This is a genomic window from Micromonospora sp. DT63 (assembly GCF_049841615.1).
In the GTDB taxonomy this organism is placed as follows: Bacteria; Actinomycetota; Actinomycetes; order Mycobacteriales; family Micromonosporaceae; genus Micromonospora.
Genome location: NZ_JBNCKQ010000012.1, coordinates 77,245 through 91,485, shown reverse-complemented (window position 1 = coordinate 91,485; position 14,241 = coordinate 77,245). Strand labels below are relative to the sequence as shown.

12 protein-coding genes are annotated in these 14,241 nt (G+C 71.8%); 8 read left to right on the top strand and 4 right to left on the bottom strand.

Features of this window, described 5'->3' with window-relative positions:
- Positions 1 to 42 precede the first annotated feature (42 nt).
- Genes ACLQ27_RS30455 through ACLQ27_RS30440 form a run of 4 tightly spaced genes read left to right on the top strand, consistent with a single transcriptional unit; the run spans position 43 to position 3,746 of the window.
- Positions 43 to 1,095 carry an LLM class flavin-dependent oxidoreductase gene (locus tag ACLQ27_RS30455; protein ID WP_357489367.1) on the top strand — a complete coding sequence of 351 codons (1,053 nt, stop codon included), beginning with the start codon at positions 43 to 45 and terminating at the stop codon, positions 1,093 to 1,095.
- Positions 1,096 to 1,107: 12 nt separating this feature from the next.
- On the top strand, positions 1,108 to 2,010 hold the full coding sequence (locus ACLQ27_RS30450; RefSeq protein ID WP_357489369.1) for an amino acid ABC transporter permease: 903 nt from the start codon (positions 1,108 to 1,110) through the stop codon (positions 2,008 to 2,010).
- Entirely contained in the window at positions 2,007 to 2,816 is an 810-nt protein-coding gene (locus tag ACLQ27_RS30445) for an amino acid ABC transporter ATP-binding protein (RefSeq protein ID WP_425869968.1), read from the top strand. Before ACLQ27_RS30450 ends, ACLQ27_RS30445 begins: the two co-directional genes overlap by 4 nt.
- 9 nt (positions 2,817 to 2,825) lie before the next feature.
- Entirely contained in the window at positions 2,826 to 3,746 is a 921-nt protein-coding gene (locus tag ACLQ27_RS30440; protein WP_357489371.1) for an ABC transporter substrate-binding protein, read from the top strand.
- 6 nt (positions 3,747 to 3,752) lie between these two features.
- Here ACLQ27_RS30440 and ACLQ27_RS30435 read toward each other — a convergent pair whose 3' ends face one another.
- Positions 3,753 to 4,784, bottom strand: a complete 1,032-nt coding sequence (locus ACLQ27_RS30435; protein ID WP_357489373.1) for a ketoacyl-ACP synthase III family protein — start codon at positions 4,782 to 4,784, stop codon at positions 3,753 to 3,755.
- 271 nt (positions 4,785 to 5,055) lie between these two features.
- On the opposite strand from ACLQ27_RS30435, the gene ACLQ27_RS30430 reads away from it, so the two are divergent.
- The 4 genes from ACLQ27_RS30430 to ACLQ27_RS30415 are packed head-to-tail and all read left to right on the top strand — an operon-like array spanning position 5,056 to position 8,836.
- Positions 5,056 to 6,048 (top strand): acyltransferase domain-containing protein, encoded by a 993-nt coding sequence (locus ACLQ27_RS30430; RefSeq protein ID WP_357489375.1) that lies wholly within the window; start codon positions 5,056 to 5,058, stop codon positions 6,046 to 6,048.
- 10 nt (positions 6,049 to 6,058) lie between these two features.
- Positions 6,059 to 7,327, top strand: coding sequence for a beta-ketoacyl-[acyl-carrier-protein] synthase family protein (locus tag ACLQ27_RS30425; RefSeq protein WP_357489377.1), 1,269 nt, complete (start codon positions 6,059 to 6,061; stop codon positions 7,325 to 7,327).
- Positions 7,324 to 8,535, top strand: a complete 1,212-nt coding sequence (locus tag ACLQ27_RS30420; RefSeq protein WP_425869964.1) for a beta-ketoacyl synthase N-terminal-like domain-containing protein — start codon at positions 7,324 to 7,326, stop codon at positions 8,533 to 8,535. Before ACLQ27_RS30425 ends, ACLQ27_RS30420 begins: the two co-directional genes overlap by 4 nt.
- Before the next feature lie 37 nt (positions 8,536 to 8,572).
- The gene (locus ACLQ27_RS30415; RefSeq protein WP_357489381.1) at positions 8,573 to 8,836 is read left to right on the top strand and encodes an acyl carrier protein; all 264 of its coding nucleotides are present in this window, start codon (positions 8,573 to 8,575) and stop codon (positions 8,834 to 8,836) included.
- A gap of 59 nt (positions 8,837 to 8,895) precedes the next feature.
- Here ACLQ27_RS30415 and ACLQ27_RS30410 read toward each other — a convergent pair whose 3' ends face one another.
- The 3 genes from ACLQ27_RS30410 to ACLQ27_RS30400 all read right to left on the bottom strand — a co-directional run bounded on the left by ACLQ27_RS30410 (position 8,896) and on the right by ACLQ27_RS30400 (position 14,199).
- Positions 8,896 to 9,849: an aromatase/cyclase gene (locus ACLQ27_RS30410; protein WP_425869962.1), complete on the bottom strand. Its 954-nt coding sequence runs from the start codon at positions 9,847 to 9,849 to the stop codon at positions 8,896 to 8,898.
- Positions 9,850 to 9,931: 82 nt separating this feature from the next.
- Positions 9,932 to 11,104 (bottom strand): amidohydrolase family protein, encoded by a 1,173-nt coding sequence (locus ACLQ27_RS30405; protein ID WP_425869960.1) that lies wholly within the window; start codon positions 11,102 to 11,104, stop codon positions 9,932 to 9,934.
- A gap of 44 nt (positions 11,105 to 11,148) precedes the next feature.
- Entirely contained in the window at positions 11,149 to 14,199 is a 3,051-nt protein-coding gene (locus tag ACLQ27_RS30400) for a BTAD domain-containing putative transcriptional regulator (protein WP_425869958.1), read from the bottom strand.
- Positions 14,200 to 14,241 lie beyond the last annotated feature (42 nt).

The following is a 14,241-nucleotide window of genomic DNA, read 5'->3' as shown; positions in this document are numbered from 1 at the left end:
TACGGGGCCAGCAGCGGTCCGCCCGAATCCGAGGGAGCTGGAATGAAGTTCGGCATCAACCTCTTCCCGACCGTCGGTCCGCAGGACAAGCCCGCCGTCCAGTACTTCGAGGAGAGCCTGCGCCTGGCGGAACTGGCGGACGAGCTGGGCTTTCACCACGTCAAGACGGTTGAGCACTACTTCTCCCCGTATGGCGGGTACAGCCCCGACCCGGTCACCTTCCTGGCGGCAGCGGCGGCCCGGACCAGGCAGATTCGTCTGGTCACCGGCGCGGTACTGCCCGCGTTCACCCACCCGGTGAAACTCGCCGGGAAGCTCGCGATGCTCGACGCCATCTCCGGCGGCCGGCTCGACGTCGGGTTCGGGCGGGCGTTCCTGCCCGACGAGTTCCAGGCCTTCGGCATTCCGTTGGACGAGAGCCGGGCCCGCTTCGACGAGGGCGTGGACGCGTGCAGGCTGCTCTGGTCCGCCGAGCAGGCGGTGTGGGACGGCCGGTTCTACCGGTTCGGTCCCGTCACGCTGTTGCCGCGGCCGGTCCAGCAGCCGCACCCGCGGATCCTGGTGGCCACCGCCAAGTCGCCGGAATCAGCCGAGGCGGCCGGCCGCAACGGGTACGGCGTCATGCTCGTTCCCTCGATCAACTCCCGGGAGCAGGTGCAGGAGGTCCTCGCGCTGTACCGAAAGGCTGCGGCAGCCGGCGGCTTCACGCCGACCGACGAGGACGTGCACATGAGTTACAACGCGTTCCTGGCCGACGACGCCGACGAGGCACAGCGGCTCGGCCGCCAGTACGCCGATCAGTCGCACGGCGCGCTCGCCGCGGCCGTATCGTCGTGGGCGCACACCCGAAGCAGCGACTATCCCGGCTACGAAAAGATCGTGGAACGGGTCGGCAAGGGCAACTTCGACCGGCAGGTGGCTGACCTTAAAGCCCTGGTCGGCTCACCCGAGCAGGTCGTCGCGGCGGTGGAGACCATCCGCGACTGGTTCGGTGAGGTCACCCTGAGCCTTCAGGTGGTCTCCGGCAACGTGCCGTACGAGCGGGCGGCCACATCGCTGCGCCTGTTCGCCGAGCACGTGCTGCCCAGGTTCTGACGGAAGCGCGCCGTGTCCACCCCGACGGCCGTCATGGCCGACAGTTATGCCGACGCCCGGCCCGCGCGACGTCCCCTGCGGTGGGTCGCGGGCCTGGCCGGGCTGGTGGTGCTCCTGCTCACGCTGGTGAGCATGGCGGGCAACCCGGCTTTCGAGTGGGACGTCGTCGGCCAGTACCTCACCGCCGACGTCGTCCTCGACGGCCTGCGGGTCACCCTGTTGCTGACCGCTATCGCCCTGGTCGGGGGGTTCGCCCTCGGAACGGTCCTGGCCGTCATGCGGCTGTCCGGCAGCCGCCTGCTGCAGGCGATCAGCTGGGGTTACACGTGGCTGTTCCGGTCCGTGCCGATCCTGGTCCAGCTGCTGTTCTGGTACAACATCTCGCTGGTCTACCCACGGCTGACGGTCGGGGTGCCCTTCGGCCCGACGATCCTGGACCTGCCCACCCGCGGTCTGATCAACGGGTTCGCGGCGGCGGTCATCGGCCTCACCCTGCACGAGGCCGCACACGCCGCCGAGATCGTCCGGGCCGGACTGCTGTCGGTCGAGAGGTCGCAGACCGAAGCGGCTCAGGCCCTCGGCCTCTCACGTTCGCGCACCCTGCGGCGCATCGTGCTGCCGCAGGCGATGCGGGCCATCGTTCCGCCGGCCGCCAACCAGGCCGCGGCGCTGCTGAAGGGAACCTCGGTGGTCAGCGTCATCGCCGGACAGGACCTGCTCTTCTCCGTCCAGCTCATCTACAACCGCAACTACCTCGTGATTCCGCTGCTGCTCGTGGCGACCCTCTGGTACCTGTTCTTCACCACCCTCCTCAGCGCGGTCCAGTACCTCCTGGAGCAGTTCTTCGGGCGGGGCAGCGGTCGGGCTGGCCCGGTGGGACCACGCCTGTCGCTCCTCGCCGGGGAGGACCGGTGAGCACTGCCGCCGAGGAACTGACCGTGGCCACCGGCGAACCGCGCAGCATGGTCCGGCTCATCCAGATCAGCAAGGCGTTCGGGGACGTGGTCGTCCTCGATCGGGTGGACCTGACCGTCCCTGCCGGAACGGTCACCTGTGTGGTCGGACCGTCCGGCTCGGGCAAGAGCACCCTGCTGCGCTGCGTCAACCGCCTCGAGCGGCCCGACTCCGGAGCCGTCCTCATCGACGGGCAGCCGGTCGGGCTGATCCGGCGCGGCAACCGGGTGATCGAGGCCCCACCGCGGCTGCTCGCCCGGCACCGAACAGCCGTGGGGATGGTGTTCCAGGCGCTGAACCTCTTTCCGCACCTCACGGTCCTGCAGAACATCGTCGAAGCGCCGGTCGCGGTGCAGGGGGCGAGCCGTGCCGACGCCCGAACCCGGGCCCGGGAACTCCTGCAACGAGTCGGTCTGGCCCACAAGGAGCGGTCGTACCCCCGGGAGTTGTCCGGCGGCGAACAACAGCGCGTCGCCATCGCCAGGGCGCTCGCCCTGCGTCCGAAGGTGATGCTCTTCGACGAGCCGACCAGCGCGCTCGACCCGGAACTGGTCGGCGAGGTGCTGGCGGTCGTACGCGACCTCGCCGCCGGCGGCATGACGATGCTCATCGTCACCCACGAGCTGCGCTTCGCCGCCGAGGTCGCCGACGAGATCGTCTTCATGGACGGCGGCCGGATCGTCGAACAGGGACCGCCCGCCACGATGCTCGGCAGCCCGCGGGAGGAGCGGACTGCCCGATTCTTCGCCACCATCCAGCAACGCTGAGGAGTCACCGTGCCCTATCGCCGTATTCGCCTGGCGGCCGTCGGCGCCGTCGGACTGGTCCTGCTGTCGGGATGCCTGCACGCGGCACCAGCCAGCAGCATCCAGGAAGCACCGAAAGACCTCGGCGCCGAGGACGTCGTCTCCGCCGTCCAGGCCGACCCGGCACTGAAGGCGCTGCTTCCGGCGGACATCCGACAATCCGGGGTCCTGACCGTGGGTTCGGCCGTCGGGACCCCGCCGATCGCCTTCCACCCGCAGGACGGCGGGCCGCCGCGCGGCATCGACATCGACGTCGCCGACGCGGTCGCCCGGAAACTCGGCCTGACCGTCAAGCGTGACCAGGTCAGTGGCGCATCGCTGCTGACCGGTCTCAGCGCCGGCCGCTTCGCTGTCGGTACGGCCAATTTCTCCGTCACCGAGGAGCGCAAGAAGGTCCTCGACTTCACCACGTACCTGACCGACGGCACGGGCATCCTGGTCCGCGACGACAGTCCGCTCACCGAGGTCACCGACCTCGGGCAGCTCTGCGGATCCTCGATCGGCACCGGGGTGGGCAGTACTTTCGAAAACGACCTACGTCAGCAGCAGGACCGGTGCGCCCAGGCCGGTAAGCCGCCCTACCGGGTCAGCACCTACAGCGACGCCGCCGCCCACTTCCTCGCGCTACGCGAGGGCCACGTCGACGTTCTGGTCAGCTCCGCGAGCGTGCTGCGGTACGCCGCCGCCCAACAGCCGGGCCTGCGCCTCGCCGGGCAACTCAGCCGCCGCGACGTCGGACTCGCCACGAACAAGGGCGCCGGACTGGCGGAACCGTTGCGCGCCGCGATCGACGAACTCGTCGCCGAGGGCACCTACCAGAAGATCCTGGCCAAGTGGCACCTGGAGGCGGCCGCGATCCCGCGCTCAGCGGTCAATCCGCCGGCGGCCTGACGAGCCTCACACCGCCCAGTCCGGGACCTCGTCGATCCGCAGCAGCGCGCAGGTCCACGAGTACCCTGCCCCCACCCCGGCGAGCAGCACGTGCTCGCCGGGGTGGACCTGCCGGGACTCCACCAGGTGTGCCAGACCGCTGAACTGGTCACCCGCGCCGAGGTGGCCGACGGTCCGAGCCCAGGACCAGGTGGTCTTCTCCGGCGTCAGACCCCAGGGCCGCAGGTACGACGAGGTCAACCTGCGCAACCCGAAGTGCGGCAACACGAACCGATCCACGTCCGCGAACTCCAGTCCCGCCTGCGCGAGAGCCCGGCTCAGCGCCTCCGCCTGCCCGGCCACCACCCGACTGATGCTGTACGACACTCCGGTCCGCGCGACGAACGCCTTCTTGACCACGTCAAGGTCCACTGGCTGTCGCTGGGCCAGTGGCGCGGCCCCGAACGGATCGTCGCCGCGGTGCAGCCCCTCCAACTCGGGCTCGGAGACGGTGGCCAGACTCAACAGCCGCGCGAAACCGCCGTAGCGGGACAGCAGCAGGGCGGTGCCCGCGTCGCCGTAGACCGTGCCGGGGTCACTGTTCCAGCGGTCGAAACCGGGTGCCCCGAACCGGTCCCCGGTGGTGATCAGCGCCGCTGTCCGGTCCGGCGCCGCGCGCAGATACGCCACCGCCAGGTCGAGGGCGCCGAGCCCGCCGTTCGACAGTTGCCGCACCTCCAGCGCCGGGCAGCGGTTACCGACGGCCATCCGCTGCACGTACGACGCCGGCGCCCAGATGTCGTGCCCCTGGTGGTAGACGCAGGCGTGCAACAGCAACGCCACCTCGTGCGCGGTGTGCCCGGAGCGCTTCAACGCCAGCTCGGCGGCCCGGACCGCCAGGTCCGGGGCGGACTCGTCGGCCGACACGGCGACTGTGTGTACCCCGGTCTGCGCGGCCAGTCGGGCCGCGCAACTGCCGGCCCTGACCGCCTCGGCCGTCGCCAGCCGGCCCGGAATGTGCGCGGCCACGCCGGCCACGTGAATTCCACCGATCCGCATCTGCTTGCCGCCCTCATCCTCACGTGCCGTGGAGCCGCCGACCCGATGCTCGTGACACCGGGCCGGCGGCGGTCGCCCGCCCGGGGCGGGGCAGGCTTTCGGAAACGGACGCTCCCGCGGGTTGGCCGCGAGGTCGCGTCGTGGTGTCGCCACCGTCGCGTGTCGCGCTCGGCGCGGGGTCGAGAAGCCGTCGAGCGCGTACGTCTGGAGCCGGTCTCAAGCGACCGGTGCGACGTTGCCGTGCATGTCTAAGCTGAGAAGAGCAGTAGGGGTGGCGCTCCTGTTCCCCGGCCAGGGCGCCCAGCGACCCGGCATGGCCACCGGTCTGTACCGCGGCGACCCCGATTTCCGTCGCCACGTGGACGAGGTGTTCGCCCTGTGGGGACCCGAGGGCCCCGCCATCCGGGCGGATTGGCTCGCCGCCGATCCGGTCGTGCCGCTTGACGACTTCCGCCGCTCCCAGCCGTTGCTGTTCGCGGTCGGCTGGGGGCTCGGTCGGAGCGTGCTCGACCGTGGCGTGGTGCCGACGGCTCTGCTTGGGCACAGCGTCGGCGAGGTCGTCGCAGCGACCCTCGCCGGTGTGCTGATCCTGTCGGACGCCGTCCGCGTCCTCAGGGACCGGCTAACCCATCTCGCCGATGCGCCGCCCGGTGGCATGCTCGCGGTGGCCGCGACACCCGAGCAGGTGCAGCCCTACCTCAGCGGAGCAGTGGCGCTCGCCGCCATCAACGGTCCGCGCCAGGTGCTGCTCGCCGGTCCCGACGAACCCCTCGCCCGAGCCGCGCAGCGCCTGCGGGAAGCGGGCATCACCTGCCAGTCGGCCCGTTCCACGGTGGCGTTCCACAGTCCTGCCGTCGCTGCGGAGGCCGCCCGCTCCGTACCGCTGCTGCGCACGGTGCCGTTGCGGCCTCCACGGCTGCCCGTGTACTCCTGTTACACCGGCACCCGGATGACTGCGGCGGTGGCAACCGACCCGCAATACTGGGCCCGGCAGCCTGTCGCGCCGGTCGAATTCGCCGCCGCCCTCGACGCGGTCTGCGCCACCGGGCCGGGCGTGCTTCTCGAGGCCGGCGCGCCGCACGGGCTCACCGTGCTCGCCAGACGTCATCCAACGGTACGACGAGGCGAGTCAACGGCCCTTGCCGCGCTGCCCGTCCGAGCCGGGAGCCGCGAGGACGACCTCGCCACCTTCGCCGCGGCACTGTCCGCCGTCACCGCCCCCGCTTCCAGGACGCCTCGACCGGCACTTGAGCCGCGAGTGTGACGGTCGCACCATGAGTCGTCGTGTGGTCGTCACCGGGCTCGGAGCCGTCGCTCCGGGTGGTATCAACCTCAAGCAGTACTGGGATCTGCTCAGCTCGGGCCGCACCGCGACCCGGCCCATCACCGCCTTCGACCCGTCGCCCTACCGGTCGAGGATCGCCGCCGAGTGTGACTTCGATCCGGTCGAGGCCGGGCTCAGCCCGCAGGAGGCGCGGCGGATGGACCGGGCCACCCAGTTCGCGGTGGCCGCGGCCCGGGAGGCGGTCGCGGGCAGTGGCCTCGACCTGCCCGGCACGGACGGTGAACGGCTGGCCGTGTCGCTGGGCTGCGCGGTCGGCTGCACCACCAGCATGGAACGCGAGTACGTCGTGCTGAGCGACGGCGGCCGGTCCTGGCTGGTCGACCCGGAGTACGCGGTGCCGCACCTGTACGACTGGTTCGTGCCCAGCTCGGCCGCAGCCGAAGTAGCCCACACCGTTGGTGCGCAGGGACCCGTGGCGCTGATCTCCGACGGCTGCACGTCCGGGCTGGACGCCGTCGGGCACGGCGCGGAACTGATCCGCGAGGGCAGCGCCGACGTGGTCGTCGCCGGCGGCACCGACGCGCCGATCTCACCGATCACGCTCGCCTGCTTCGACGCCATCAAGGCGACCAGCCCCCGCAACGACGACGCGGCGCACGCGTCGCGCCCCTTCGACGCCACCCGCAACGGGCTGGTACTCGGCGAAGGTGGAGCCGTGCTCGTGCTGGAGGAGCTGGAACACGCCAGACGCCGTGGCGCACACGTGTACGCGGAGGTCGCCGGGTTCGGTAGCCGTAGCAACGCGTACCACATGACCGGGCTGCGGCCCGACGGTGTGGAGATGGCCGAGGCGGTCCGGGTGGCTTTGAACGAGGCACGGATCGCCCCGGAGGGCGTCGACTACGTCAACGCGCACGGGTCGAGCACCAAGCAGAACGACCGCCACGAGACGGCGGCGTTCAAACGCAGCCTCGGCGACCATGCCTACCGGGTACCGGTGAGCTCGATCAAATCCATGATCGGGCATTCCCTCGGTGCGATCGGCGCGCTCGAGCTGGTCGCCTGCGCGCTGGCCATGGAGTACGGCGTGGTTCCACCGACCGCGAACCTGTACGTCTCCGACCCGGAGTGCGACCTGGACTACGTTCCGCTGACCGCTCGGGAACAGCGGGTCGACACCGTGCTGAGCGTCGGCAGCGGCTTCGGCGGCTTCCAGAGCGCCGTCGTGCTGGCTCGTCCGGATCGGAGGACGGCATGAGCACCGCCGTCGTAACCGGCCTGGGGGTGGCCGCGGCCAACGGGCTGGGCACCGAGGCGTACTGGCGGGCGATTCTGGACGGACGGCCCGGCATCCGGAAGATCAGCCGCTTCGATCCGAGCGGTTACCCGGTGCGCCTGGCCGGTGAGGTGTCCGGCTTCGCCGCCGAGGAGCACCTGCCGGGGCGGCTGCTGCCGCAGACCGACCGGATGACCCGGCTCAGTCTCTACGCGGCCGGGCAGGCTCTGACCGATGCGGGGGTGCCGGACGCCGGCGGGCTTCGCTACGACATCGGCGTCGCCACGGCGTCCTCGATGGGTGGCTTCGAGTTCGGCCAGCGCGAGTTGGAGAACCTGTGGAGCAAGGGCGGCAGTCACGTCAGCGCCTACCAGTCGTTCGCCTGGTTCTACGCGGTCAACTCAGGGCAGATCTCGATCCGTCACAACCTGCGGGGACCCGGTGCGGCCCTGGTCACTGACCACGCGGGCGGTCTGGACGCGGTGGGGCACGCGCGCCGGCAGATTCGTCGCGGCACACCGGCGATACTGACCGGCGGGGTGGACGGCGCCCTCTGTCCGCTCGGGGTCGCCGGGTTGGTGAGCACGGGCGGGTACACCACCCGGACCGACCCGGACGGGGCCTACCGGCCGTTCGCCGCCGACGCGGACGGTGCCGTGCCGGGAGAGGGCGGCGCCCACCTGTTGCTGGAGGACCGGGACGCAGCGCGTGCCCGGGGCGCGAAGGTGTACGGCGAACTGGCGGGATACGCCGCGACGTTCGATCCTGCCGGCGCACCGACGACGGGCCTGCAGCGGGCGATCAACGGGGCCCTGCATGACGCGCAGGTGGTACCGGCCGACGTCGGTCTCGTCTTCGCCGACGGCACGGCCGACCGGGCCGCCGACCGGGCCGAGGCGGCCGCGCTGGCCGCGGTCTTCGGGCCCCGGGCGGTGCCCGTCACCGCGCCCAAGAGCATGGTCGGACGGTTGCAGGCGGGGGCGGCGGCACTGGATCTGGCCACCGCTCTGTTGGCTCTGCGCGATGGTGTCGCCCCGCATACCGAAGGCGTGGACGCGCCCGCCCCGGACTGCCCGATCGACCTCGTGACCGGCGTGCCCCGGCCGCTGCCGCTGAGCTGCGTGCTGGTGCTGGCCCGGGGCAGGGGCGGTTTCAACGCCGCCGCGGTGCTCCGCCGGGCGCAGCAGTGACGTCCGAGCGACCCGACAACCGAAGGGATCAATTGCCATGACCACTCGCGAACTGCTCAGCCTCGACGACCTGCGGCGCATCCTGCGGGAGGCGGCCGGCGACGACGACACCGTCGACATCGACGGGGACATCCTCGACACCCCGTTCGTCGAACTCGGCTTCGACTCACTCGCCATCCTGGAGACCGTCTCACGGGTGTCCCGCGAGTTCGCGGTGGCACTGCCGGACGAGGTGGTCGAGCGCTGCGACACGCCCCGGGCGTTCCTGGAAGACGTCAACCGTACGTTGAGCGACGTGTGATCGTACGGCGATGCGCGGCGGACCGTCTGGTCGCCGCGCATCGCCGTGTCCGTCGCCGGTCAGTCGCTGACCGGCTGTAGATGCAGGCGGGCCTGTTCCAGGGTGTGGATGCTGTTGGTACTGAGGTTGTGCTGGACCAGTTCGCGGGCTCCGGCGAGGGTGGCTCCCGGTCCCAGAAGCTCCTCGATGCGCTCGGGTCGCAGCACCACGGTGTGGCGCGAGGTCACCGTCACCCCGCCGCCCTCCGCGCGCAGCGTCCAGGCGCCGGTGTGCGCCGCCAGCAGCGGCGGCAGCGTGGTCTGCTTGTAGACGATCCGCTCGGCGGGAAACCCGACCCGGACCGACGTGGTCGTGTGTACCGGACCGTTCGGGGCCAGGGTGTCCATCTCCAGGATCTGGACGTTCGGCTCGTCCTCGGTGAGTCCGACGCGGGCGACGTGCGGCAGCCGTTCGACCCACCGGTCGGCGCGGTACAGGAAGTCGTACACGTCGGCCGCCGGGGCCGGGACGGTGACGGAATCCTCGAACGAGAGCAGGGTGCGGGCATTCGCGGAACGTGCCGCGGCGCGCAGCGCAGCCAGCTCCGCCATGCTGTTGGCGTCGACGGCACGTCTCACCCACGCTGCCGAGCCGGGCTCGTCGTCCACGACCGTGAAGTCGTGCAGGAGCACCACCCGGGTGCGGCCGCCGTCGAGCGTCTCGAGGTGCCACTCGCCGCCCATGGACGCCACCGGGGCCGCCGACACCTCTTGCCGGAAGACGACACGACCGGCGGCCGGGTACAGGGTGCGCCGCGAGGTCCACGACCGGACGACGTCGTTCGCGGTGGCCCACAACCGGAGCCGTTCGGTCTGCTCCGGTCCCTCGGTGTGACGTTCGAGGAGGTCGACGTGGACCGTCGGCCCGAAGGTGTACGGCCACCTCGTGACGTCCGCGATGACCGGATACACCGCGTCGACGGGTGCGTTGACGTCGATGCTGTGCCGGGTGATGTGGACTTCGGGTTCGGGCACGGCGGGCCTCCTACTGGTCGGATCGGGTACGACCCGAGCGTTCCGGGTACCGATCGACGTCCGGTGGAGCGCCGTTGGAGAGCTATCGCACGCGCAGCCCGGCACGGAACACCGCGGCGACGTGCCGCAGCGCCCCCGGGTCGACGGCCGGATCACCGTCGACCGCGAGCAGGTCGCCCCGGTACCCGGGTGCTATCCGGCCCACCTGGTCGGCGATCCCGCAGACCTGGGCGGCACCGGAGGTGACGGCTCGTAATGCCTCCGTCGGCGAGAAACCGAGACCTACCATCGCCTGCACCGCATAGGCCAGTGATCCGTGTGGCTTACCGGGCCCGCAGCCGGCGTCGCTGGCGCAGGCGACGGGCACCCCCGAGGTGGCGACGCGCCACAACGCGTCGTGCACAGCTTGCCGCCGGGGATCGGTCCCATCCGCGCCGGTGTGCTCGGCGGGCTGCGGGACCGATCCCAGGGTGAGGGTGACCCGGGTGCCCACGGCCGCCATCCGGTCCAGCAGTGCCGGGTCGACGGCGGTGCCGTCGGCGGTGACGAACGTGCAGTGCTCGACTCCGTCGAATCCCGCCGCCACCGCATCGGCGATACCGTCTGCGGCATGACAGTGCCCGGTGACCGGCAAACCGTGCCGCTTCGCCTCCTTCACGACGGCGGACAGCTCGGCCGGCCCGAACTGCACCTCGTGCGGGTGGGACCCGGCGGTGAGCCGACCGCCCGTGACGATGACCTTGACCACGTCGACGCCCCGCGCCGCCCGGTCCTGGACTGCCGCGCGGATCGCCTCGACGCCCTCGACCTCACCGCCGAGAAACCAGCAGTGGCCGCCGACCGAGGTGATCGGCGGCCCGGCCAGCAGCAACCGTGGACCGAGACGGACGTCGGCCGCCGTCTCGGCTCGTACCCGCAGGCTCAGGTAGCCGCGGTCGCCGAGGTCGCGGGCGGTGGTGACGCCGGCGTCGAGGGTCGCGGCCGCGGCCGACCGCATCCGGTCCAGTACGACGTCGTCGTCGGCGGTGACGAGTCCGGCCACGGTGTCCGCCGTGGCGTCGAACGCGAGATGGACGTGAGCGTCGACGAGACCCGGCATCAGCGTGGCCGAACCCAGGTCGATCACCTCGTCCCCGGGCGGTGGTGGCCCGTCGAACACCGCTCGGATCACGCCGCCGTCGACGAGCACGGTCGGCCGTTCGGCCCGGATCGCGCTTCGGCCGTCGAAGAGCCGCCGTGCTCTTATCGCCACCATCGTTTGTCCTCCGCTGCCCGTGCGCGTCGCCGCTGGGCAGCGTCTCAGCGCCTGCTTGAAGCCGGCTGGAGTGGGGCGAGCAGCTCCCGGACCTGCGAGAGCAGCCGGGGTGACCCGGCGGCCCGGGCGGCGCCGCTCGCCTGCCGGGCCATCACCGGGACCTGATGGTCGCGGCCGCGCTCGTGGGCCAGCAGCGCGAGGCCGGTCAGCGCCTCGCACCGCGCGCCCGGATGACCGATCCGCTCGGCCTCGCGCAGTGCGCGCCGGTACTCCAGCTCCGCACGCCTGTTCAGGCCCTCGTCCCGATAAAGGCCGGCGAGCAGGTTGCGGGCGTTGACCAGCACGGCGAGGTAACCGCCGGATTCGGCGAAAGCGATGGCTCGGGCCACGTGCGAGTGGGCGGGTTTCGGTCGGCCGGTGGCGCGGCGTACCCGGGCCAGCCCGTAGGAGGCGAGCGCGACCGAGTGCGCCGAGCGGGCTGACCGGCCGAGCCGCAACGCCGTCCGTAACCGCCGAACCGCCTCGCGGTGCGCGCCGAGATCAACGCAGACGTCACCGAGCCGTGCCAGGATCTCCGCCTTGGCGGAGTAGTCACCAGCCCGTTCGTCGATCCGCGTCGCGGCGCTGAAGTGGCGGTACGCCAGGCGCAGTTCCCCGCGCGCGTGGTGGGCCATCCCGAGGTACAGCAGGCACCGTGCCTGGGCGTGCCGCAGCCCCAGTTGTCGGCACTGTCGCAGGCCACGGTGGAGCAGCCCGATGGCGTCGTGGAACCGCTTGGTCGGCTGTTGCAGGCGATGCATGGCCAGAGCGGTCACGGCGACGACCTCCAACTCGGCCGGACCTCGTCGCCGTAGTTGGTCGCAGGCATGCCGCAGATGGATCTCGGCGGGCCCGAGGTCGTTCAGCCCCTGCAAGGCCAGTCCCAGGTTGAGCCGGGCGACGGCGGCGTACGCGGGCTCGCGTAGCCGGTCGGTGGCCGCAACAGCGGCTTCAGCGGCGATCCGCCAGTCGCCGTGGTGCCGGTCGGCGCCGCAAGGGCCGCGCAGCGCGTCGGTCAGGCCCACGGCGAGCGGGGTCAGCCCGGCGGCTGCGGCGTGCACCGCGACAGCAACGAGGTTGCGGCGCTCCCGTTGCAGCCACGTCCGGGCCGCCCGGTGGCTGCCGAAGGTCGCCGTCCCGATGCCGGCACCGACCCGGACCACGTCTGGGTGACACAGCCGCACCGCCTCGTCGGCGACGGTCAGCAACCGCGTTCCCAGCCGAACCAGCGCGGCCTGCCGATCCGCCGGGGGATCCTCGTCGAGACCCCGCTCGGCGGCGAACCGGGCCACCAGGCTGTGCAGCCGGATGACCCCGTCGGGCCCGAGCTCGGCGATCCGGGCGCGGACCAGGTCCGCCACGGTTCCGGCCGCGTCGGACGGTGACATTCCGGTCAGCTCCGCGATCGTCTCGACGCGGTGCGCGAACCCGGGTACGAGTTCGAGGAACCGGAAGACCCGCCGGACGGCTTGGGGCAGTGCGGAGTAGGCGAGTTCGAAGGCCGTGCGGACCGCTGCCCGCCGGCTGCCGGGCAGGCTGAGCGTGCCGAGCGGGTCAGCGCCGAGCAGTTCGGCGAACTCGCCGATGTCGCGGGTCGGATGGGTGACCAGATGCGCGCCGGCGATCCGGAGTGCCAGGGGCAGCCGGTCACAGCGTTCGACCAGCGCCTCCAGCGCGGCGGGCGTGCGGCCGACCCGGGCCTGGCCGACCATGTCGGTCACCAGTGCCGCGGCCTCGGCGGGGGAGAGCACGTCGAGGGTGACCACGTGGGCGACGTCGCAGCCCAGGGCCGGTGGGTCACCGCGCCGTACGGCCAGGGCCACGCATCCGGCGGGAAGGGGAAGCAGCCCGCGGGGTGGGAGGCCTTCCGGGGCGTCGTCGATCGTCACCAACAGTCGCCGTCCGGCGAGCCGCCGGCGGAGCAGGGCCACCGCGGCCGTGGTGCTGGTCGGCGGTTGCTCCACTCCGGAGGTGGCCAACATCTCCGCGAGGATGTCGGGCCAGGTCCGTTCGGAACCGCACAGGTACCACTGACCGTCGGGAAACCGGGTCCGGAGATGGTGCGCCACCCGCACGGCGAGCGCCGACTTCCCCACCCCTGGCACCCCGGTGAGGCAGACCACCGGTGTGTCGCCCGACTCCAGTGTCGTACACAGGTCGCGGACGATCTCCACCCGCCCGACGAAGTCGGCGATGTCCGGTGGCAGTTGGCATTGTGCCCGCCATACGTCGACGCCCGCCCTCGAGATCGCCACGTTGCGGCGCCTCTGACCTGTCGCGGCGATCAGCCGGCGGTAGCGGGGCCGCAGCTCCGTGTCTGGTGTGGCGCCCAGATCGTTGCGCAGCGTGCCGCGTGCCTGGTGGTACGCCGCTATCGCCGCAGCCCGGTCGCCGGTCTCGGCGAGGGCGTCCATGAGTTGGCCCCACAGGCGCTCGCGCTCTGGATGGGCGAGGGTCGCGGCGCGCAGCTCGCCGATGACCTGCGCGTGCCGGCCCGTGGCCAACGCCAGCTCGAATCGGCGCTCCATCCAGCGCAGTCGGTCATCCTGGAGGGCGGTGACCACCTCCCGCTGGATACGGGCCGACGGCACCAGCGCGAGCGGGTCGCCACGCCACTGGGCCAGGGCCTGCTGCAACCAGGCCAGCTCGACATCGGCGGACCCGGCGCGTCGGGCGGCGCGGGCCTGCGCGATCGCGTCCCGGTAGCGGTCAAGGTCGAGCGATCCCGGCGGCACCACGATCCGGTACGCGCCGGGACGGGTCTCGATCAGATCCGGTCTCTCGGGGTGGACGGCGGCGATCAGGGCCCGCAGGCGGGTGAGGTGCACCTGAAGGGCGCTGCGAGGGTTCTTCGGTGCGCGGTCGTCCCAGAGGGCGTTCGCCAGTTCCGCGGCGGTGACCCAGGTGCCGGCCCGCAGCAGCAGGGTTGCCAGGATGATGCGCTGCTTCGGTGCGGTCACCGGCGCGGAGCGGCCGGCGAGAACCACCGTCAGCGGCCCGAGGACGCGGTACTCCTCCGTCGGGGTGGCGTCCTCGCCGCCGGCTTGCACGCTCACACGGTCCTCCTTCGCGAACAACCCCTTCCATCATCGCTCGTC

Bases quoted from the DNA above. Each gene is read 5' to 3' on its own strand.
- ACLQ27_RS30455 (WP_357489367.1), top strand. From the start codon at position 43: ATGAAGTTCGGCATCAACCTCTTCCCGACCGTCGGTCCGCAGGACAAG.
- ACLQ27_RS30435 (WP_357489373.1), bottom strand. From the start codon at position 4,784: ATGCGGATCGGTGGAATTCACGTGGCCGGCGTGGCCGCGCACATTCCG.
- ACLQ27_RS30425 (WP_357489377.1), top strand. From the start codon at position 6,059: ATGAGTCGTCGTGTGGTCGTCACCGGGCTCGGAGCCGTCGCTCCGGGT.
- ACLQ27_RS30420 (WP_425869964.1), top strand. From the start codon at position 7,324: ATGAGCACCGCCGTCGTAACCGGCCTGGGGGTGGCCGCGGCCAACGGG.
- ACLQ27_RS30415 (WP_357489381.1), top strand. From the start codon at position 8,573: ATGACCACTCGCGAACTGCTCAGCCTCGACGACCTGCGGCGCATCCTG.
- ACLQ27_RS30405 (WP_425869960.1), bottom strand. From the start codon at position 11,104: ATGGTGGCGATAAGAGCACGGCGGCTCTTCGACGGCCGAAGCGCGATC.